Source organism: Paraburkholderia translucens, from assembly GCF_020881035.1.
GTDB lineage: Bacteria > Pseudomonadota > Gammaproteobacteria > Burkholderiales > Burkholderiaceae > Paraburkholderia > Paraburkholderia translucens.
Map to the genome: position 1 here is coordinate 269,126 of NZ_JAJITC010000004.1, position 18,630 is coordinate 287,755.

At 60.1% G+C, this 18,630-nt stretch carries 20 protein-coding genes and 1 pseudogene; 13 read left to right on the top strand and 8 right to left on the bottom strand.

Annotated elements, in window-relative coordinates; genetic code table 11:
* Positions 1 to 28: 28 nt before the first annotated feature.
* A complete protein-coding gene (locus LJ655_RS09065) occupies positions 29 to 499 on the top strand; it encodes a PRC-barrel domain-containing protein (protein ID WP_230560913.1) in 471 nt (156 codons plus the stop codon).
* Positions 500 to 1,062: 563 nt separating this feature from the next.
* Positions 1,063 to 2,349, top strand: a complete 1,287-nt coding sequence (locus LJ655_RS09070; protein WP_230560914.1) for an NRAMP family divalent metal transporter — start codon at positions 1,063 to 1,065, stop codon at positions 2,347 to 2,349.
* Positions 2,350 to 2,734: 385 nt separating this feature from the next.
* Here the strand turns inward: LJ655_RS09070 and LJ655_RS09075 are convergent, their stop codons facing one another.
* Together LJ655_RS09075 and LJ655_RS09080 are read right to left on the bottom strand one after the other, a co-directional pair.
* Entirely contained in the window at positions 2,735 to 3,010 is a 276-nt protein-coding gene (locus LJ655_RS09075) for an HU family DNA-binding protein (RefSeq protein ID WP_230560915.1), read from the bottom strand.
* Positions 3,011 to 4,349: 1,339 nt separating this feature from the next.
* Complete coding sequence (locus tag LJ655_RS09080) at positions 4,350 to 5,486, bottom strand: sensor histidine kinase (protein WP_230560916.1); 1,137 nt, start codon at positions 5,484 to 5,486, stop codon at positions 4,350 to 4,352.
* Here LJ655_RS09080 and LJ655_RS09085 point away from each other — a divergent pair.
* Positions 5,485 to 5,676, top strand: a complete 192-nt coding sequence (locus LJ655_RS09085) for a hypothetical protein (RefSeq protein WP_230560917.1) — start codon at positions 5,485 to 5,487, stop codon at positions 5,674 to 5,676. The genes LJ655_RS09080 and LJ655_RS09085 overlap by 2 nt on opposite strands.
* A gap of 203 nt (positions 5,677 to 5,879) precedes the next feature.
* Positions 5,880 to 6,296: a response regulator gene (locus LJ655_RS09090; protein WP_230560918.1), complete on the top strand. Its 417-nt coding sequence runs from the start codon at positions 5,880 to 5,882 to the stop codon at positions 6,294 to 6,296.
* Positions 6,297 to 6,427: 131 nt separating this feature from the next.
* On the opposite strand, the gene LJ655_RS09095 is transcribed toward LJ655_RS09090, so the two are convergent.
* Positions 6,428 to 6,637 (bottom strand): AdipoR/hemolysin III family protein, encoded by a 210-nt coding sequence (locus LJ655_RS09095; RefSeq protein WP_230560919.1) that lies wholly within the window; start codon positions 6,635 to 6,637, stop codon positions 6,428 to 6,430.
* A gap of 87 nt (positions 6,638 to 6,724) precedes the next feature.
* Here LJ655_RS09095 and tnpA point away from each other — a divergent pair, with 87 nt between their 5' ends.
* The 4 genes from tnpA to LJ655_RS09115 are packed head-to-tail and all read left to right on the top strand — an operon-like array spanning position 6,725 to position 9,700.
* Entirely contained in the window at positions 6,725 to 7,156 is a 432-nt protein-coding gene (tnpA, locus tag LJ655_RS09100) for an IS66-like element accessory protein TnpA (protein ID WP_043291487.1), read from the top strand.
* Positions 7,153 to 7,500, top strand: coding sequence for an IS66 family insertion sequence element accessory protein TnpB (gene tnpB / locus LJ655_RS09105; RefSeq protein ID WP_080404084.1), 348 nt, complete (start codon positions 7,153 to 7,155; stop codon positions 7,498 to 7,500). Before tnpA ends, tnpB begins: the two co-directional genes overlap by 4 nt.
* A gap of 51 nt (positions 7,501 to 7,551) precedes the next feature.
* Entirely contained in the window at positions 7,552 to 9,096 is a 1,545-nt protein-coding gene (gene tnpC, locus LJ655_RS09110; RefSeq protein ID WP_230560920.1) for an IS66 family transposase, read from the top strand.
* A gap of 7 nt (positions 9,097 to 9,103) precedes the next feature.
* Positions 9,104 to 9,700, top strand: a complete 597-nt coding sequence (locus LJ655_RS09115) for a plasmid pRiA4b ORF-3 family protein (RefSeq protein WP_011880278.1) — start codon at positions 9,104 to 9,106, stop codon at positions 9,698 to 9,700.
* Here LJ655_RS09115 and trhA read toward each other — a convergent pair.
* Positions 9,690 to 10,139: a PAQR family membrane homeostasis protein TrhA gene (gene trhA / locus LJ655_RS09120; RefSeq protein ID WP_230560921.1), complete on the bottom strand. Its 450-nt coding sequence runs from the start codon at positions 10,137 to 10,139 to the stop codon at positions 9,690 to 9,692. The genes LJ655_RS09115 and trhA overlap by 11 nt on opposite strands.
* 208 nt (positions 10,140 to 10,347) lie before the next feature.
* Positions 10,348 to 11,067 (bottom strand): Crp/Fnr family transcriptional regulator, encoded by a 720-nt coding sequence (locus tag LJ655_RS09125; protein ID WP_230560922.1) that lies wholly within the window; start codon positions 11,065 to 11,067, stop codon positions 10,348 to 10,350.
* Between the two features lie 293 nt (positions 11,068 to 11,360).
* Here LJ655_RS09125 and LJ655_RS09130 point away from each other — a divergent pair, with 293 nt between their 5' ends.
* A complete protein-coding gene (locus tag LJ655_RS09130; protein ID WP_230560923.1) occupies positions 11,361 to 11,513 on the top strand; it encodes a hypothetical protein in 153 nt (50 codons plus the stop codon).
* A 342-nt stretch (positions 11,514 to 11,855) separates the two neighbouring features.
* Here LJ655_RS09130 and LJ655_RS09135 read toward each other — a convergent pair whose 3' ends face one another.
* From LJ655_RS09135 to LJ655_RS09145, 3 genes are all read right to left on the bottom strand, one after another.
* Positions 11,856 to 12,077, bottom strand: a complete 222-nt coding sequence (locus tag LJ655_RS09135) for a hypothetical protein (RefSeq protein WP_230560924.1) — start codon at positions 12,075 to 12,077, stop codon at positions 11,856 to 11,858.
* A gap of 119 nt (positions 12,078 to 12,196) precedes the next feature.
* Entirely contained in the window at positions 12,197 to 12,367 is a 171-nt protein-coding gene (locus LJ655_RS09140) for a hypothetical protein (RefSeq protein ID WP_230560925.1), read from the bottom strand.
* Between the two features lie 38 nt (positions 12,368 to 12,405).
* A complete protein-coding gene (locus tag LJ655_RS09145) occupies positions 12,406 to 12,669 on the bottom strand; it encodes a hypothetical protein (protein WP_425605786.1) in 264 nt (87 codons plus the stop codon).
* Positions 12,670 to 13,375: 706 nt separating this feature from the next.
* Here LJ655_RS09145 and LJ655_RS09150 point away from each other — a divergent pair.
* The 4 genes and pseudogenes from LJ655_RS09150 to LJ655_RS09165 form a co-directional block, all read left to right on the top strand.
* Positions 13,376 to 13,963, top strand: a pseudogene (locus tag LJ655_RS09150) (trypsin-like peptidase domain-containing protein); the annotation flags it as partial.
* Between the two features lie 152 nt (positions 13,964 to 14,115).
* Positions 14,116 to 14,964, top strand: coding sequence for a TnsA endonuclease N-terminal domain-containing protein (locus LJ655_RS09155; protein WP_230560926.1), 849 nt, complete (start codon positions 14,116 to 14,118; stop codon positions 14,962 to 14,964).
* Positions 14,957 to 17,143 carry a Mu transposase C-terminal domain-containing protein gene (locus tag LJ655_RS30190; protein WP_230560927.1) on the top strand — a complete coding sequence of 729 codons (2,187 nt, stop codon included), beginning with the start codon at positions 14,957 to 14,959 and terminating at the stop codon, positions 17,141 to 17,143. The genes LJ655_RS09155 and LJ655_RS30190 overlap by 8 nt, the downstream gene beginning before the upstream one ends.
* Positions 17,140 to 18,630: an ATP-binding protein gene (locus tag LJ655_RS09165; protein WP_230560928.1), complete on the top strand. Its 1,491-nt coding sequence runs from the start codon at positions 17,140 to 17,142 to the stop codon at positions 18,628 to 18,630. Before LJ655_RS30190 ends, LJ655_RS09165 begins: the two co-directional genes overlap by 4 nt.

Here is an 18,630-nt window from a genome sequence, read left to right on the forward strand (position 1 = left end):
GGTCTGGTCTTTTCACGAGGAGGACATCATGACTACACTTGACCCCGGCGCCCAACCTGCAACGGGCGGCAGCGGCGCGAAGATTGTCGGTGGGGGAATGGGCGAAGGCCCCGGCCCGGATGTGATGGCAGCAGCCACGCTCGCCGGCGACAAGGTCATCACTTCGGATGGCGAAGATATCGGCAAAATCTCCGACATCATGCTCGACGTACGCGGCGGCCGGATCGCATACGCGGTCCTGTCCAGCGGCGGATTCCTTGGCATGGGCAACACCCTTTACGCCATCCCGTGGAGCGCGTTGACGTTAGACACTAACGAGAAGTGCTTCCGGCTCGACATCACCGCCGAGCGCATCAAGAACGCACCCGGCTTCGACAAGGACCATTGGCCCGCGATGTCGGACCCGCAGTGGGGTTCGTCGCTGCATGAGTACTACAACCAGCGGCCCTACTGGCTGGCCACCCGCGGCGCAGTCGAAGGCCGGTCGCTCGATCTTTAAGTCGCTAAAACCAAGGACAAGGGTGTCTGTAGTAGTCGAACCAACAGGACACGTTCGCCACCTGTTCGAAACGCCGGCCGCAAGGCCGGCGTTTTCCTGTCACCAGCAGTTAGCCGAATGAGTTTTGTGAGACGGCTACTGGCGCGGGCTTGCGCAGAAACGCCTTCCAGAGATGTTCTTCCTGCCGGCGAAGACGCGACGGAAGCCGCTACGGTGGACACTGCGACGTTACGCGAGCACGAGGCCCGGATACCCAGCCATCTGCACAAGGTTGTCACGCAGATGAAGCAAACGCGGTTCAGGGAGTTGAGCACCAGTAGCCGCACAAGGTGTAGTCCGGATAGGGTAATCGTTCGAAACGTGGAAAATCTGACGGTTGATGTTCGGGCAGCCTCATCTGGCCTCGGATCCGGTGTTTGATCCATGGTCTTACGCTGTGCGCGGTTCGCGAGTTCCTGAATATGCATTACGCTCAGAGGAGCTTTTTGGCGTGACGTGAGGTCGGCCACAACACGGCAGCGGCGAACGAGCGTCGCTTCAGATACCCACGCTATCGAGCCCGTATGGAGTCCGATATTGATCCGTCGTCAACGCCGCACACCAACGTCAATTCGTGGGTCGAGAAGTTAGGGCCCGGTCTGATTACCGGCGCGGCCGACGACGACCCGAGCGGCATCGCAACGTACTCGCAGGCAGGCGCGGCGTTCGGCTACGACATCCTGTGGACGATCCTGCTGACCTATCCGCTGATGGTTGCCATTCAGGTCATCAGCGCCAGGATTGGTCGGGTTAGCGGCCACGGACTGGCGACCAATATCCGACGTCACTATCCGGCGTGGCTGCTCTACGGCGCGGTTACTCTCCTGCTCGCGGCGAACACGATCAATATTGCGGCTGACCTCTCGGCCATGGGCGCCGCCGTCGATCTGGTCATAGGTGGACCGACGCACGTTTACACGGTCAGCCTCGCGCTGTTTTCGCTCGTGTTGCAGGTTTTTGTGCCGTATCGACGCTATGTCCGCGTTCTCAAATGGCTGACGCTTGTCCTGTTCGCCTACGTCGGCGTCGTGTTTGCCGTCCGGATTCCATGGATGACCGTGGCGATCCGGACCGTGTTTCCGCACCTGTCGTGGAACGGCGGCTACGTCACAACCGTCGTCGCGGTGTTCGGCACGACAATCAGTCCCTACCTGTTTTTCTGGCAGGCCTCGCAGGAAGTCGAGGAGCTACGGGCACGACATGGACAGCGCGCGCTCAAGCATGCGCCGTCTCAAGGTGCGTCAAATCTGAAACGGATCAAATTCGATACGTGGATCGGCATGGGATTTTCAAACCTGATCGCGTTCTTTATCGTTCTCGCCGCGGCCGCGACCCTCCACGCGCACCACATTACCGATATCCAGACGTCGTCACAGGCCGCCTCGGCGCTGAGACCGATCGCCGGGGAGTTCGCATTCCTGTTGTTCAGTATTGGCATCATCGGTACCGGGCTGCTTGCCCTACCGGTCCTGGCCGGCTCCGCGGCCTATGCGATGGCAGGTACGTTCGAGTGGAAAAACAGCCTGGAGCTGGAACCGAAGCTTGCCAAGCGGTTTTACGGAATCATCATTCTGGCCACGGTGGTTGGCCTCTCCCTCGGCTTCACCTCGATTGACCCGATCAAGGCACTGTTTTGGAGTGCCGTCATCAATGGCGTCGCCTCAGTCCCGATCATGGTCCTCATGATGAAGATGGCATCGAATCCAGACATCATGGGGACGTTCCGCATTTCAGGCACACTGCGGGTCGTCGGCTGGCTGGCGACGGTCGTGATGGCCGCTGCCGTTGTGGGGATGTTCTGCTTTCTGTAGGGGCGAGCCCGACACATGACAAGCATCCAGACGGACCAGGCTTTGGCGCGGAATCGGCCGCAGGGCTTTCCGCGGCCGTCGCTGCGACCGCGGCGATCGATGTCGGTGGCAAGACGGATCCCGGGTATGGCGGCCGCCCATTGCGTTTCGTGCCGACAATCGGGGCGGTGCGGGATGACGGTCCGAGCCCGGATGCGATCCTTACCTTCCTGGTACGATGAATTGAAACCCAGGCAAACCGGGTACGACCGTATAAGAATCCTGACGGCGCCTCAGATCGCGCTCGCGAGGCAGCTCGTCGGGCAGGGCTGGACATGCAAAGGAATATCCTCATTCCGATTGCGATGCGATCCGCCTGCCTGCCAGCCATCATGAACCGCACCTGTCACGCGTTCACGCGCTCCTTGAAGGCCTTACCTGCCGTGAACTTGACGGTTTTTGCGGCAGCAATGTGCATTGCCTCGCCCGTGGCGGGATTGCGCCCCGTGCGTGCAGCGCGTGCACCGACGCCGAACGAGCCGAAGCCAATCAACTGCACCGTTTCGCCCTTTGCCAACGCAGAGCAAATGATCTCGGTGAAGGCGTCGATGACTTGTGCCGTGGCCGATTTGCTGTCGCCGGTGACGGCCGATACTGCATCGATGAGTTCCTGCTTGTTCATAGTCAGTTCCTTTCGGATTAGGTGAGTAACCCAGATATTTGAATACGCTCGAATATCCTCGGGTAGTCGCGCTTATTTTGCATCAGGTGATGCGCCTCGCCAGCCTTGAAACGTCCGAACCGCTCGCCCGCTCCGGCCTCGATCACCGTCCAATGCCCATCTCAGGCAAGGTCCCTGCAGCGGCTGCCTTCGTTCGACGCCGCCGTTTAATGTTTAATGTACAGGCTCGCCCTGTGCCCGCCTGACTGACTCGCCAGCCGGTGGAACAGGAGCATCGGGACGCGTCGAGTGAAAGGCGTTGACCGCTACCGTACAGACGTACCCGGTCGCACGTGAGAACGTAGCGGTACACCCTGCGCGCATCAACGATTCCCGGTCGCGCCCGTGAGGCACGCATTCGCGGACAGCCGGTGACCGGCGCAACGCAGCATGTCCTTGTTCTGACAGAACGCCTGATGCCACCGCACGTTTCGCCAGCTGGTCGCGATTGAAGTGTCGCGCGGCTCTTGAAGGGGTGTCGAATCTAAGGAGAGCGTCATGTATAACATCGTCTGGCTTGTGGGAGCCGTGGTCATCGTTCTGTTCGTGCTCGGCTATGTCGGATTGAGGTAGGGCCGCCCTCGTCGCAGGTGGAGAACATGGTCAGCGGGTCTGTCATGCATGAACGGCCGCTATGTGACACGCGACGACGACTCACCGCCGGGATGATGAAACGACCCGGCCGCGAGGGTGCGCGCTAGCCGCGCACGATCTCCGGCCAGACGATCCGGATATACCGTCGCACAACGGAGCCTGTAATATGAAGGCAAGCGACTCATAGCGACCGTAGGTGACTTTCGCGCGCGCGTCGACCGACCCTTGCCGCCAATTCGGCGCTGCACACTTTTTGATCGTCACAGAATTGTCCTGGGATAGAAAAATTGAGACGCCACAGTCGGCTCGCCGAGCGACGACAAGGAGCGACTCGCCATGCACGCTAATCCCGTGGAATACAAGGCATCGACGATCATGCCTCTCGCCCCGGTTTCCATCCCGGGCTACGCAGCAACAGCGATAGTCACGCACCGGAACGGCAAACGCGAAACAGTTGGCATTCCTGGTTACTTCGCATCCGAGCGCGCGGCATGCACGTTTGCCCTTGAATACGCAAAAGCCCATATCGACGGTCGGCGACACCCGAGGCTGCCGTTTTCCCTTCGGTAAGTCTGCGCGGGCCGTTTACTTTCTGATGCTCCTTCCCCCGCTTTTCGCAGCGTCGTTTCGCATCCTGATTGCAATCGCAGCCGGCCATTTGCCGTGATCGCATGGCACTCATAGGGTGGCCAGGCAGCGCTCGCGCCTAGCTTTCCGTCATCGCATACCGGGGCAGGCTAATCGTGAAAACGCAGCCGGTACCGGGCACATCGCGCACGCTGAGAGTCCCGTTATTCGCCTCGACGCTGCACCGCGCGATGGACAGCCCCAGCCCAAGCCCGGTTCTGTCCTCGCCGTTCTGGGTGAAAGGCAGGAACATCCGTTCCGCGTTGCCAGGCGGAAGACCGCCGCACTGGTCCTTCACATCGATCAGGATGCGATCCGACACGGCATACGTGTCCAGCGTCACCTCGCTGTGAGGGTGTGTGAACTTGAAGGCGTTCTGCAGCAGGTTTCCCAACGCTGAGTAAAGCTGGTCACGATCTCCACTGATGGCGAGTCGCGGGTCCACCCCGGAAACCTTCAATACGCATCCACGAACGTGGGCCGCAAGGTCAGCGGCCCGTTTGACTTCCGCAATGAAGTCGGCAATCGGAAACATTCTGGATTGCGCAGTAACGCCGGTTGTTGTCCGGACCTCGTCCAGAGATTGCGCGATCAGATCGCGCAGCCCGTCGAGGCTCCGCTCCAGCACCGCCCCCGTGGCGCCGGACAGACTCAGGTTTCCGGTTTTGGCCGCGGTGAACGCGAGCGTGGCAGTCTGCAGGAGGTTACGCAGTTCGTGGGCGAAGACTCCCAGCCGTTCATGCATCTCAATGGCCTGTCGGTCCGCCATGACAAAATCCCGCTGGTAGCTGAATTCGGTGACCGCATCGGCAATCGCGTTGTCCAGACAGCGGTTGAGGGTGCGAAACTCGTCAATCTGAAACGGCGCATCGCGCTCGTACGCGAGATCTGTAATCGCCTGGCACAGGTCGCCGTAGTCGTGCACGACCTGGTCGACCGAAAACCCGAGCGTCAACAGCTCCCGCCCGTGTCGGGCAGCGGCCTCGCCAATTTCGGATAACGACGCTCCGCCGCCCGACGGACCCGAAATCCTGCGGCTGTCCATCGGCTCCGATGTCTGTTCCATCCGCAGTGTCCTGATGAGCTGGTCCAGGAACAGCGGTACCCCGTCCTGGAGCTGCTGGGTGGTCGCTGCCCGGGCGGGCCTCTGCGCGACTTTTGCCCGGCACCGTTCGATCAGCTCATGGCGGTTACTGGCGAGGAAAACGTGCATCATGATGCAACCCCTTGACGCCGGTCTGCGGCACTTCATTGGTGGCCAGCTGTCGCGGCCAGACGCTGTCTGCAGCGACGCGGTCTTTGTCCTGGACGAAATCGCTGAACCCGTCCAAGGCAAATCATTGTGCGCGGCAATCAGCATGACCGGTCGATTTTCCGGTGACAGCCACCTTGCCACCCGCGTGTAGATACATCTTACGCGCGCTGTGCATTCTCGCGGGGAAGCGGCGGCATCCAGATTCGAGGTGCGTCGGCCGCTGCGCATCAACGCTCCGGTGCCGAACAGTCAGGCGGCACGATGGCTTCGCATAGCGCGGCGTGATTTTTGCTGCCTCTTCCTGTTCAAGACAAACCTTGGGCTGGAAAAGTGGAGCAACAGGAGCAACGGCCGGTGATCATCCTCGCCGACGATGACAAGCTGACGTCGGCGGCATGGACCACCGTCCTTCGCATGAACGGGTTCGAGGTGGTCTGGGCGCCTGATGGTGGCTCGGCCTGGGCCCTGGCGCGCATGGGCCGTCCGGACCTGCTACTGACCGACTGGGACATGCCTGGCATTGACCGCCCCGAGCTATGCCGGATTTTCCGGAACGATCCGGTGCTGGCCAGCGTGCCGATCATTCTGGCTTCGTCCTTGAGCTTGCCGCCCGCCGGCGCCCCCGATTTACACAATCTGTTCCTGCAGAAACCGGTCGATGCCGTCGCACTGTTGACCGCGGTATCCGCGCTTGCGGTTGTGGCTGCAGCAACTGACACGACGCAAGCAGATGCAAGGCCGGATGAAGAACCTCCCGGCGACCAGCAATAACCAGATAAATGCGGTGCGCTCAAGATCCGATGGAAACGTACGATAACCGCACCGCACAATCAGATAGATGGACGGCTTCGAGCGATGCCGCATAGTGGTCGCCAGCCGGCGCCCAGTACACCGACCGGCCCCTAGGCGTACCACACGATGGCGACGAAATGGCAGGCCGAACCCGCCAGCACAAAGAGATGCCAGATCGAATGGGCGAACTTCAGCCGACTATCCACCAGGAAAGAGGCGATCCCGCCGGTGTAACAGATGGCGCCTGCCAGCAAACAGGCCAGACCCGCGCTGTGGACAGCAATGCGAACATTGGCCGTGCGACGGCGAGCACCGCCCATCCCATCGCGAGATAGGTAAGCGTCATTTCATGGCCGCATGGACAGAGCTGAAGCCGGTGTCCAAAGTGATGCCCGTTACTTCAAGTGATGGGGACTACTTTGGACACACGGAATGCGAGACCATCGAATCGCAAGGGCCGACCGAACTACGCACCGGAGTACCGACGGCAAGTTGCCGTCGCGGCGACTGAGCCGGGTATTTCGGTGGCCAAGCTCGCGCAGGCGCACGGACTGAATCCGAATATGGTGTTCAAGTGGCGCCGGCAACTGCGAGCGGGCCTGTTTGACGGGGTGGCGCACAGCACAGCGGTGTTGCTGCCCGTTGCGCTACCTGATGCAACGACCGGCGAGACCGCAGAACCGGCGTCGCTTGCTCTACAGTCTGTCGAGCCACATCGCGAGAGCGTACCGGCAGCGTCGGGCATTGAGATCGAGCTGAACGGTGCCCGTGTGCGCGTCACGGGTATGGTCGATCCAGTGCAGTTGCGCCTCGTGCTGCGCTGCCTGATGCCGGCATGATTGCTCCGCCCAGCGGTACCCGCGTATGGCTGGCAGCGGGCGTTACCGATATGCGCCGTGGCATGGATGGACTTGCCGCGCTGGTGCAGTCAGCACTCGGACGTGATCCCTTCTCGGGGCACATCTTCCTGTTTCGTGGGCGTCGCGGTGACCTCATCAAGATTTTATGGTGGAGCGGCGACGGCATGAACCTGTACGCGAAACGACTCGAGCGTGGGCGCTTCGTATGGCCGCAGGCGGACTCGGGTACAGTCCATCTGTCAGCCGCCCAACTATCGATGCTGCTCGAGGGGATCGACTGGCGGCATCCCGAGCGGACGTGGCAGCCGACGCACGCGGCATAAGGCAGGGTGCGGGAGCCCACAAGCGCGTGGGCTTCATTTACACTGGCATGCATGCCAGCCAACCATCTGCCCGATGACATCGCCGCTCTCAAGCGCATCGTTGCCTCGCGCGACGAGACCATCGCGCAGTTGCTGGCCGAGATCTCGCGACTGAAGCGATGGCAGTATGGCCGTTCATCTGAGCGCATGACTGAACTGATGGACCAGTTGCAGCTCGCGCTCGGTGAGCTTCCCGTTCCTGAATCGACCATGGCCGCAACGGCGAAGGTGCCCGATGCCGACGCGGCTGCGGATTCGTTGGCCACAACGAACGTCGCTCCGCTGCGCCGCAAGTCACGGCACTTCCCTGCGCATCTTCCTCGCGAAACGGTTGTGCATGCGCCGTCAAACTGCGGATGCCCGCAATGCGGCAAACAGGTGCGTGCGCTCGGCGAAGACGTCTCGGAGGTGCTCGACTATGTGCCCGGCTACTTCAAGGTACTGCGTCACGTACGTCCGAAGCTGAGCTGCCCGCACTGCGCCGCAGTAGTACAGGAGCCGGCACCTTCGCGGCCGATAGCACGCTCGATGGCGGGGGCGGGGCTGCTCGCACAGGTGGTCGTCGCGAAGTACGCGGACCATATGCCGCTATACCGGCAGGCCGGCATCTATCGCCGCGCGGGCATCGAACTGGACCGGGCAACACTGGCTTCGTGGGTGCGTGAAGCGGCTGCGCTGCTGCAGCCGTTGTCCGATGTACTCGGTCGTTACGTGCTCGACGCGGACAAGATCCACACCGACGACACGCCCGTGCCTGTGCTGGAGCCAGGGCGAGGCAAGACACGCACCGCGCGCCTGTGGACCTATGTGCGGGATGACCGCCCGGCAGGAAGCCACGCGCCCCCAGCGGTCTGGTACAGGTACTCACCCGACCGCAAAGGTGAGCGACCTCGGGAACATCTTGCGGGCTACACGGGAATCCTGCAGGCAGATGCCTTCAGCGGGTATGACGCGCTGTATCGTGACGGCACGGTCATCGAGGCCGGGTGCTGGGCGCATGCGCGGCGCAAGTTCTACGACCTGTACAAGCTGGACAGCTCACCGATTGCCGAGGAAGCACTGCGCCGCATTGGGGCGCTGTATGTTGTTGAACGCGACGTTCGCGGCCAGACACCAAACGTACGCCTGTCTGCGCGTCAACAGCGCTCGGCCCCATTGCTCAATGAGCTGAAGGCCTGGTTCGAACACACGCTGTCACAGGTCTCGGCGAAGTCGGGACTGGCGAAGGCGATCAGATACTCACTGGGGCACTGGCACGCACTTACACGCTATTGCGAAGACGGGCGCATCGAGGTGGACAACAATACGGCGGAGCGCGCGATCAGGCCGCTGGTCCTCGGCAGGCGCAATTATCTGTTCGCGGGCTCCGACGGCGGTGGCCAAAGCGCGGCGGTGATCTACAGCCTCATCGGCACGGCACGCCTGAACGATATCGAGCCGTTTGCCTACCTGCACACGGTGTTTGAGCGCATCGCTGATCATCCAATCAACCGCATCGACGAGTTGCTGCCGTGGCACCTGATGCCAGCCGAACACGTCGAGCAGCAAGCCGCGTAATAATTCGATGGCCCAAACCCGCAAGCCCTCCCTGCGCCAGGTCAAAGCGCCAGTACCCGATTACGTCCTGCGCGTTGAACTGCAATACATCAAGCCGGCAATCTGGCGACGAATCATCGTCCCCGGCTCAATCCGGTTGGGCAAGCTGCATGTCGTGCTGCTGCTAGCCATGGGCTGGGAGGGTGGGCACCTGCACGAATTCGTCTTCGGCGAAACCAACTATGGTGAACCGGATGACTTCGGATTCCCAAGCGACCCGCCAATGCTCAATGAGGTACGGGTCACGCTGGCGAAGGCGTTGGGCGGGCTGAAGTCATTCACCTACATCTACGACTACGGCGATAACTGGCGGCATCGAATCAAGGTCGAGAAAGCACTCGTGCCAGATCCGGACATGCGTCGGCCGCTGTGCCTGGACGGACAGAATGCGTGTCCACCGGAAGACGTCGGCGGAGTGCCGGGATATGCCGACTTCCTCGAAGCGATCGGCGATCCGACGCACGAGGAACACGACCACTTCCTTGAGTGGTGTGGCGGCAGCTTCGATCCCGCTGCCTTCGATCTCGTGCTCGCGAATCAGCGGCTCTCAGAGGTCAAGTTCTGATCGTCAAGACGGCCTCAGATTGACGCTTACCGAGATAGAACCCCGTCGACAGAAGCGGATGCGCGAGCTTGCCGAAGGCCTGCAAGGCGATTCCGGCTACGGCCAGGGTCCAGATGACGAGCAGCAGTACAGTGCCTCCATGTCCGGACAGGACGCCGAGGGCAAAGCGGGTGTAGCTACCGGCGATAAACAGGTAGATCGTGCAGTAGTCAAGCTTCTTGCAGAGTCGCTTGGCCCGACCGGGCGGCAGCCCGTGGTACACGGTCGATGTTGCGTACAACAGCCCCATGGTCGACAGATAGACCGCGGCGGCCGGCATCGGCACCCGGTTCGGAGCGGTGCGTGGAAGCGGCCAGAGGATGAACACCATGACGACGACGAGTATCAGTCCGGCTGCGTGGATGAGCGTGTTCGCCACCTCTTCGCCCAGCGTCTGCATCCGAACGTCATCCCGCCTCATGGCCCACCGAGCAAAGAAATCTGCTTCGTATTATGCGCAGCCAGGGCAGGAGTGGCAAAGCGGAGTGTCGCAGGAAGCCACCGGCATCCCGCCATCCGGTGCGGGAGGGACTACTTTGGAGATGCCCGGGCCGACGTGTAGCGATACCAAGCGTGGACGCTTACCGCGCGTGCGAGTGACGTGCCGGCTACATCGCCTTCAGATCAGGCAGCAGCCGGTCGAATTCCCGTTTCACCACGTTGTAGCACTCGCATACGCGCTTTTCGAGTCCGGGGCGGTCCAGCACCTTGATATGACCATGGCTGTAGCGAATCAGCCCCGCGTCCTGCAGTTTCAGCGCCGCCTCCGTCACGCCAGATCTCCGCACACCAAGCATGTTGGCGATCAGTTCCTGCGTCATCGTCAGCTCGTTTGACGGCAGGCGATCGATGCTGAGCAGCAGCCAGCGGCACAGTTGCTGGTCGATCGAGTGATGCCGGTTGCACACCGCGGTCTGGGCCATCTGCGTGATCAGTGCCTGGGTGTAGCGCAGCAAGAGTCGCTGTACCGGGCCGGCGCGATTGAATTCCTCTTTCAGGAGACGGGCATCCAGTCGATACGCCTGTCCGGCGCTCTGTACGATTGCCCGGCTCGGCGTGGTTTCGCCGCCCATGAAAAGCGCAATGCCGATGAGCCCTTCGTTGCCCACGATCGCAATCTCGGCGGACGCGCCGTTTTCCATCACGTACAGCAGTGACACAATCGAGGTCGTCGGAAAATACACGTGGTCGAGGCGGTCGCCCGACTCGTACACGACCTGTCCCAGCGGCATATCAACACGCGTCAGCTGCGGTGCCAGACGCGCCCGCTCGGCTTCGGGCAGAACGGCGAGCAGGTGATTCACGTTGGGATGATGCTGGTCCTCCATGTTGCCGCTCCTCCTGCCCAAAACCGCGTCGTGTCCAAGGAATTGCTCTCGATGGTATCAAGCAGCAGGGACAGTTGAATGACGGGCCGGACCAATCCGCACATGCGACACCGCATTGCAACATGCAGCGGTCGGCGTTGAGCGTTGAGCCTGGCTGACCCGTATTAAATTATAGTCCGGATGCGCGCTGGTGCACGCGACCGCGTTTCTGACCGGGCCAACGTTGCGATCGGCGGCGGTTAGCACCTACAGTAGAGCCTGAAAGACGCAGTCGAACGCGTGAGAAGTTCGCCATGATCGAATCGGGGGTGTGCGTGGTCGTCGGAGTGCTCGCAATTGCGGCGATGCGGACCATTGGTCACTATCGCCGCGAGCATCGGCGGGTGCGGCTGCTCAAACGGATGGGCCCTTATCACTATTGGGACGTGATGCGGCGCCGTCATTGACAGCGGCGCCGATGCTGCCAGAACCGGCACGCGCCCGGCAGCAATCGCTTCGTGTTCCATTGACTGCCTGACAGTGACCCGGGCCTGCCCAGGCAACCGTTAGAGCGACGGACTCGCGTTGACGTGACAAGCACTGCAATGACACATCGCGACGGGCGTCCGGCTGATGACGCCGCGCCGAGCATCACGGTGCGGACGGCGGCCGGTCAGCTGAGGATCATTCCGGTCTGGCAGGCGTGTTGACGGCGGCATAAATCCGCACATAAATTGCGGCGCAAGGTTGACCAGGACCGTCAACAATGAAGCGCCGTTAGCGGCCTCGCTCGGGGCGGCCTGCCCCAGTCAGAATGGATCGCCGATGTCGTTGAGGTGGGGATCGTCGGGAGGGGAACGCTGTTTTCGCAGCAGGTCATGCAGCGCGAGTTCATAGTGCATGCAGATCCGAGCACGCAGATCCTCGATGAGTTCAACGACGGCAAGCGCCTGTTCGGGCGACCAGTTGTCCGGTATCAGGAAGTCGAGCCCGCGGGTGATGCCCGAAGGCAGGTGTGCAAGGCGCGTCATGTGCGGTGGGCTAGACTAAATCTGACAGTGGTTGGTTTTTCATGCTGGCGCGCACTGGCGCGAAGGGCGTAGCCCGTAGCGGCAATGCGCGCCGCGAACAGCAAGGAGTCCGCCATGACTCAGGAGCAGAAGGTAATTCGTGCCAAGGTCGGCATACTCGAGTTGGCCCGGCAACTCGTAACTTCGGTATCGAGCCGCTTGAGCAATGTGTTCGCCTCGACCAGCGTCTGTTGCGCACTCTTGCCGATCGCGTCGAACGGGATCTTGTTCAGCTTGGTCAGAGTAGCCACCGCTGATGGTGCCGCTGTTGGTCAGCGTGCCGATCCGCTTAAGCGCCGATCATCGTCGCGCCGAGAGGACGCATGAAAAAGCCCACGCCGAACGTACCAACGGCCAGCAATAACGACATCATCGGATTCGTTACGGGGAAGAACCGGTCTCCTATCACCGCGGCGAAGAATCCGAACACGGTGAAATCGAAGATTTCGAGGCCATTGACGAGCGAGGTAGCGACAACGATCCTGAGAAGTTCGCGGCGATTGCTGGCGTTCGCGACACGCTCGCCGCATGTTGCGGGTGGGGTCGTGCACATTTTATTTCCGGGTGATGGAGTGATTCTGGGTGCCGGTGGACACACGCGGCACGTGACAAGCATTACCCGCCATGATACCCAGCGCAAAGGAACGCGCCGCATCCGCCGGGGCGATAACGCATCGGCGTCGAGTCCACTGATATCAGGCGTGAAGCTATAGTCCGCATTGCTCCAGATCAAGTCGGCGAAGCGCAGCCGTTTCCGGACAGCCGATCATTGCCTGTTGTACCGGTGAAGCGCCCATTCGCTGATGGCCGTCGCAGCAAGGCGGATGACAAGTTTGCCGATGAACGGCAAAGCCGAAACGTCATTGGCGATTGACTCATGTCGGCCTAGGAACGGACCTCCATCGATTTTGGCCGGTCGGCGGCTTCGGATCGATCTGCGCCGGTCGTCGTCCGGCTGCGTCCGGCCATGAAGGCGCCGCCGCTTCTCGTGGTCCCGTTTTGCGCGCAAGCGCGCATCGCCGAAGCAATCTGCAGATGAATGCGGCATTCGTTCTGGATTGCTAACGCATGGTTCCCGTACGCGGGGCATGCGACGCCTCGCACGTTAGTTCCGCTCAATATACGCGGTATATCCGGGATCCCATATGAGCGGCCGCTCGCGCACGGCGCGCCCAATCCCGACGGAAGCTTAAGCCCGCTTTAAGCGACCACGCGTACGTTTCGAATCTCAAAACCGCTTCCCACTCCGTACTCGAATCATGAACAGCAGAATCCTTTCACGTGGCGCGGCGACCGTCGGCGTCGTTGCCGCGCTCGCCGGTGCCTACGCGGCCGGCCATCACAATGCCGACGCCTCATAGGTCGTCAATTCCGGCACCGGCTCGACGCCGATCGAGTTCGGCGCGCGCGCCGGCACACCCGACTTCTCGAACATCGTCGCGACCTACGGCCCCGCAGTCGTCAACATCAGCGCGAAGCATATCGGCGGGCAGCCGGATCCGCAAGGCGAGGACGGCGGAGACAGTGGCGCATCGAGCGAGGCTCTGGGCTCTGGCTCCATCATCAGCCGGGACGGCTACATCCTGACGAACGACCACGTCGTCGACGGCGCGAACATCGTCACGGTCAAGCTGAAGGACAAGCGCGAGTTCCGCGCGCAGGTGATCGACGCCGACAAGCAGTCGGACGTCGCGGAGCTGAAGATCGATGCGACGAACCTGCCGACCGTGAAGATTGGCGATCCGTCGCACAGCAGTGTGGGCGAATGGGTCGTCGCGATCGGCTCGCCGTACGGCTTCGACAATACGGTGACGTCCGGGATCATCAGCGCGAAGGCGCGTGCGATGATCGCCAATGCAGATACCGACGACGGCGAAACCGAGTGATGGCGAGCGTCCGCGGTACGGTAGTAACATGCGCGCTCGCTGCTGCGCAGATCTTGAATGGAAAATTTCGCCCCGGTTCACACACGATGCTGGGTCGTCAAATGATTGTTTGAATGAAGAAGCGTTTTCGTATCACCGCAGTAGATGTTCAACGTTGGAAAGATGCGGGTTTCGGCAGTGGAGATCGAGATCTGTATCGCCCCTGGCTAACCATCCGCGATGTCCCATCGCTGGGTAGAAAGAGCCGTCCATGGGGCCTCACGGCTGGTCGAACCCATCACGTTCTCTCCGATATCGAGCTCCACTTTTTCCTACACGCTGACTTCCAGCAGCATGTTGTCGATATTCGTGAGCAATATCCTCTGTTCCCGCAATCCGAGATCGTGGATATGGCCGTTGCCTCCGGCATCACGCCTCCGCGATATCCGGGTACCTCCACTCCAGCCGTTCTAACGACTGACTTTCTTCTCACTGTCGAAGCGCAGGACGGGACTCGCGCGCTCAAGGCCTACGCCGTCAAATCGACCAGCGACCTTGAGGGCACGCGGGCTCGTCGAGCCATTGAGAAGCTTGAGCTTGAGCGTCGATATTGGTTAGCCAGAGGCGTCCCATGGAAGCTCGTGACCGAGAGGGATATGGACCCGATAAGGACCGCAAATCTCGAGTGGCTAAGCTACCAGGCTCGGCTCGACAATGCGACGCTTCTCGCGCAGGCTTCAACCTTCGTGCAATACGTGTCCGAAGCATGGTCTCCACGAGAGTCGCTACGAGACAGCCTGATGCGCGCGGCACAAATGATTGGCCTCGATAGCGTAGATGACGCCGACAGGTTGTTTCGACATTGTGTCTGGAACCACATGATCTCCGTCGATATGACTGAGATGATCAAACTGTCTCACCCAGTGACGATTCTCGGCACGCAGATGCCAAGCGTCCAGATGGATTCCCGATTAAGTGCATAAACTCGAAATCAACCAGGTTATCGGCCCGGTGGGCGCCAAGGTGACCACTAGCGGAGAAGGTCTCCAACGCATCCTATGGGTCGATGAGCGGCAGGATATTCTTGTCACCATCGCCATTGAGCCTAGACTCAAAGCCCCAAGATCATTCAGCTACGTCAGCATCAAAAGCATGATCGAGACTGGCGATTTGGAGCTTGTCCGGGTGCGGCCACGGCCTTTTGCCCTGAGGAGCTCTGAGGACATTCCTGAGCAATACAAGGCTATACAAAAGCGCGCGTGGGACATCATCCAGCCCTTGGTCAAGGACGACGCGATCCCGGAAATCTTTGACAAGGGCGCGCGCGCCACCTTCGTTCGCCTTCGTGCGCAGGAACTCGGCATCGACCCGAAGCGCGTCCGAGATCTTTTGTATCGCTATTGGGCCCATGGCAGCACGATTGCCGCGCTGCTACCCTTCTATGACGTGTGTGGACCTCAGGGCCCTGTCGAGGCACGGAAGCAAAGGCCCGGGACCAAAAAGCGAGGCCGTCGGCCGGATAGATTGATGTCTGCCGATACCGATGTACTCGGCGTATCAGTTGCAGATACACGCGAGCGTCTTGTCGCAGGCATTACCGAATTCTATCGGACTGGGATTCCTGTATCGAAAGCATGGCAACGCACAAAGACAAAATACTTCAACGCGGGCTTCATTCAGAAGGGAGCGCTCCAGGTCCCCATTGAACCAGCTTCCCACGAGGCCCCGTCGTATCTACAGTTTTATCGTACGGTCAAAGAGCTGGATTTGGATCTCAGACTGACCAAGCGCAATGTCGATACGTCGACATGGAACTTGCGGATGAGGGGCGTACTCGGATCATCTCGCCGAAAACTCTTCGGTCCGTGTGCTCGGTTTGAAATCGATGCCACTTTAATGGATATCTACCTGGTATCTGTCTTCAACCGGGCGTGGATTATCGGGCGGCCGGTCCTATACGTCATCGTTGACGTGTTCTCCGGCATGGTCGTGGGCTTCTATTTGGGCTTGGAGGGGCCAAGCTGGGAAGGCGCACGCCTTGCCTTATTCAATGCCTTCACCGACAAGGTCGAATTCTGCAAGCAGTTCGGTGTGGACATTACCCCAGAGCAGTGGCCTTGCCATCATCTTCCTCGCTATCTCCTGGGCGATAACGGCGAGCTATGTGGCCTCGCGGCCGACGATTTGCCTCGCTCCCTTGGTATCTGGCCGCAGAATGCGGCAGTTCGGCGCGGCGACTGGAAGCCGAACGTCGAGCAACAGTTCAGGTTGGTGAACGTGGATCAGGTCCACTTTCTCCCGGGAGCTGTGCGAGCAAGGGAGGCGGAGGTTGGCAAGCGAAATTATGTGCTGGATGCCTGCTTAACCTTACCTGAGCTCACCAGTATTCTGATCAGGCGTTTCATCAAGTTCAATCACTCGAACTTCAACGAAACTCGGCTTCCCGAAGAAATGCTTGGAGCAAATCTTACGGATGCAACGCCGATTGGGGTTTGGAACTGGGGGCTCCAGAATATGACGGGCGCCACCAATGTCCGGAGCCGACACGAGGTATGGACAAACCTGCTCCCGCGAGCCACAGCCACCATCCGTCCGACCGGGCTCGTGTTTGAGCGCCGGCACTACACGAACCCCAGACTTGAACGAGGCGAGTGGTTTGCTCGGACCCGTGTCAAGGGGCGTTACGAACAGGTCGAGATTCGGCATCTTCCTTATGCGCCGTCGGCTATCTGGATTCGAAATGACGAAGCTGGCGAATGGGAGGCGTGCCACTTACTTGATCGCGACGAGCAGTTTCAAATAGCCAGAACGGAAGAAGTCTGGGACAGGCTCAAGATGCTCAATGTCGCCTCAGATAAGAAAGCTGAGGAGACGAGCTCGTTGAATTCATTGTTTGCGGTCGAGACGGACGCAATCGTCGATGCAGCCAAGCGTCAAGCGCGTGACGCGCAAAGCGGCATGAAGAAATCTGATGTCTTGAAAGACCTGAAATCAAACCGAGCCTTCGAGAAGGCTGGCCAACGGATCGACCGAGCAAGGGAGGAGATATCTTCCCGTACGCCCGCCAACCCGAGCGCGCGGCAAATTTCAAACGTTGTTCCTTTTACGCGAAAGTCCCATGGGCATGATCCATTGGATGACATCTGGGGAGTCGAGCCATGAGCATCCGAACTGGCGTTCTCGCCGCTTACCGGGACCAGGCCATCACCGAATACCGGGACAATCCACTCATTGCTGCCCTTCCAGAAATCTGCTCGGAGCGGGACGCCGCAGTGGCAATGCTGGTACGTCCGCATTTCGATCCGTCTGAGCGAGATTTGCCCACCGAACACCGCTGGCATTTGCTTGGTCGGCTCAAGCACGTCGTTGTTCCACGGCCCAAATATTACGAGATAGAGCGGACGATTTCCCGTCTCATTCGCGCCGGATACGTGTTGCGCAACCCCATGCGGGTTGAAACGTGGCGCCGCATTTATGGGGCACAAAGCAATCTCTCAAAGCGATCGACCTCAACAGATCCATCGCCCCAGTTGATGTCGGCCGACTCGAAAGCTACTTTGGTTGGCTTGAGCGGTATCGGAAAAACAACTGCGATAGACGCTGTATTGCGCGTGTATCCGGATCAAGTTATTCGGCACGAAGCGTATGACGGGCATCACTTACCTATTACTCAGATCGTTTGGCTCAAAGTGACGTGCCCCGAGAACGGGTCGATATCTAGCTTTTGCCGAGAGTTCGCACGTCAACTTGACCGCGCATTGGGTGTCGACAAATACGAGCGGATGTACTCGCGCTCCAAGCTGACCCGAGACGAGCTGGAAGGCATGATGCGCCAGCACTCGGCGACCTACTTTTTGGGGCTCCTGGTCATTGATGAAATTCAACGGCTAAGCCTCGCTAAAACACAGGGAGCTGCGCCCTTACTGGATTTCTTCCAGGATCTACGTGATCACCTGAAAGTTCCAAGCCTGTTGATCGGAACCTACAAGGCGGTGCGGCTCTTCCAGCGCGAACTCAAGGATGCTCGACGTGCATCCGAGAGTGGGCTAATCGATATCGAGCGACCCACATCGGCTTCAGATGGGGAATGGGTGAAATTCGTCCGTCGTCTTTGGACATATCAGTGGACGCGGAAGCCAACGACGCTTGACGACGAACTGCTGCGCACACTCTATGACCTCACCCAAGGCATTACTGACATCCTCGTCATCCTGTTCAAACTAGCCCAGCAACGAGCCATGCTGGATTTGTCTGAAGAGGTCAACGTCGAGTGCATACGTTCAACTTACGAAGAGATGCTGCCGCTTTTGCATCCGGCTGTAAATGCACTCAGGAGCCGCAGCCCAGAGAAACTAGCCAGATTTGAAGATCTGCTGCCACCGAATCGAGACCTGTTGATCAAGTCCGCACGCCATAGCTTCGTGGACGAGGCCGACGATCGCCTTGACGCCATGTTTTCGGCCGGCACAGACCACACCCCAGTACCGATCGCTGCCACAGCCATGCCACGGAAGAAACGCCTCCGGAAATCTGATATGCAGTCGGATGATCTGCGCACAGCTACTGACGCGCCTGATTCGTATGGTGCTCTGCGCGCGATCGGTGCAGTCGGCGACGATTCGTTGTTTGGTGATACGAGGAAGGCGTAA

Excerpts from the sequence above, each read along its gene's own strand:
- LJ655_RS09065 (WP_230560913.1), top strand. The coding sequence starts at position 29 with ATGACTACACTTGACCCCGGCGCCCAACCTGCAACGGGCGGCAGCGGC.
- tnpC (WP_230560920.1), top strand. The coding sequence starts at position 7,552 with ATGCCAGCCAACCATCTGCCCGATGACATCGCCGCTCTCAAGCGCATC.
- LJ655_RS09135 (WP_230560924.1), bottom strand. The coding sequence starts at position 12,077 with ATGACGCGCCTTGCACACCTGCCTTCGGGCATCACCCGCGGGCTCGAC.
- LJ655_RS09115 (WP_011880278.1), top strand. The coding sequence starts at position 9,104 with ATGGCCCAAACCCGCAAGCCCTCCCTGCGCCAGGTCAAAGCGCCAGTA.
- LJ655_RS09155 (WP_230560926.1), top strand. The coding sequence starts at position 14,116 with ATGAAGAAGCGTTTTCGTATCACCGCAGTAGATGTTCAACGTTGGAAA.
- LJ655_RS09130 (WP_230560923.1), top strand. The coding sequence starts at position 11,361 with ATGATCGAATCGGGGGTGTGCGTGGTCGTCGGAGTGCTCGCAATTGCG.
- LJ655_RS09085 (WP_230560917.1), top strand. The coding sequence starts at position 5,485 with ATGATGCAACCCCTTGACGCCGGTCTGCGGCACTTCATTGGTGGCCAG.
- tnpB (WP_080404084.1), top strand. The coding sequence starts at position 7,153 with ATGATTGCTCCGCCCAGCGGTACCCGCGTATGGCTGGCAGCGGGCGTT.
- LJ655_RS09070 (WP_230560914.1), top strand. The coding sequence starts at position 1,063 with ATGGAGTCCGATATTGATCCGTCGTCAACGCCGCACACCAACGTCAAT.
- tnpA (WP_043291487.1), top strand. The coding sequence starts at position 6,725 with ATGGGGACTACTTTGGACACACGGAATGCGAGACCATCGAATCGCAAG.
- LJ655_RS09125 (WP_230560922.1), bottom strand. The coding sequence starts at position 11,067 with ATGGAGGACCAGCATCATCCCAACGTGAATCACCTGCTCGCCGTTCTG.
- LJ655_RS09145 (WP_425605786.1), bottom strand. The coding sequence starts at position 12,669 with ATGTGCACGACCCCACCCGCAACATGCGGCGAGCGTGTCGCGAACGCC.
- LJ655_RS09095 (WP_230560919.1), bottom strand. The coding sequence starts at position 6,637 with ATGGGCGGTGCTCGCCGTCGCACGGCCAATGTTCGCATTGCTGTCCAC.
- trhA (WP_230560921.1), bottom strand. The coding sequence starts at position 10,139 with ATGCAGACGCTGGGCGAAGAGGTGGCGAACACGCTCATCCACGCAGCC.
- LJ655_RS09080 (WP_230560916.1), bottom strand. The coding sequence starts at position 5,486 with ATGATGCACGTTTTCCTCGCCAGTAACCGCCATGAGCTGATCGAACGG.
- LJ655_RS09075 (WP_230560915.1), bottom strand. The coding sequence starts at position 3,010 with ATGAACAAGCAGGAACTCATCGATGCAGTATCGGCCGTCACCGGCGAC.
- LJ655_RS09165 (WP_230560928.1), top strand. The coding sequence starts at position 17,140 with ATGAGCATCCGAACTGGCGTTCTCGCCGCTTACCGGGACCAGGCCATC.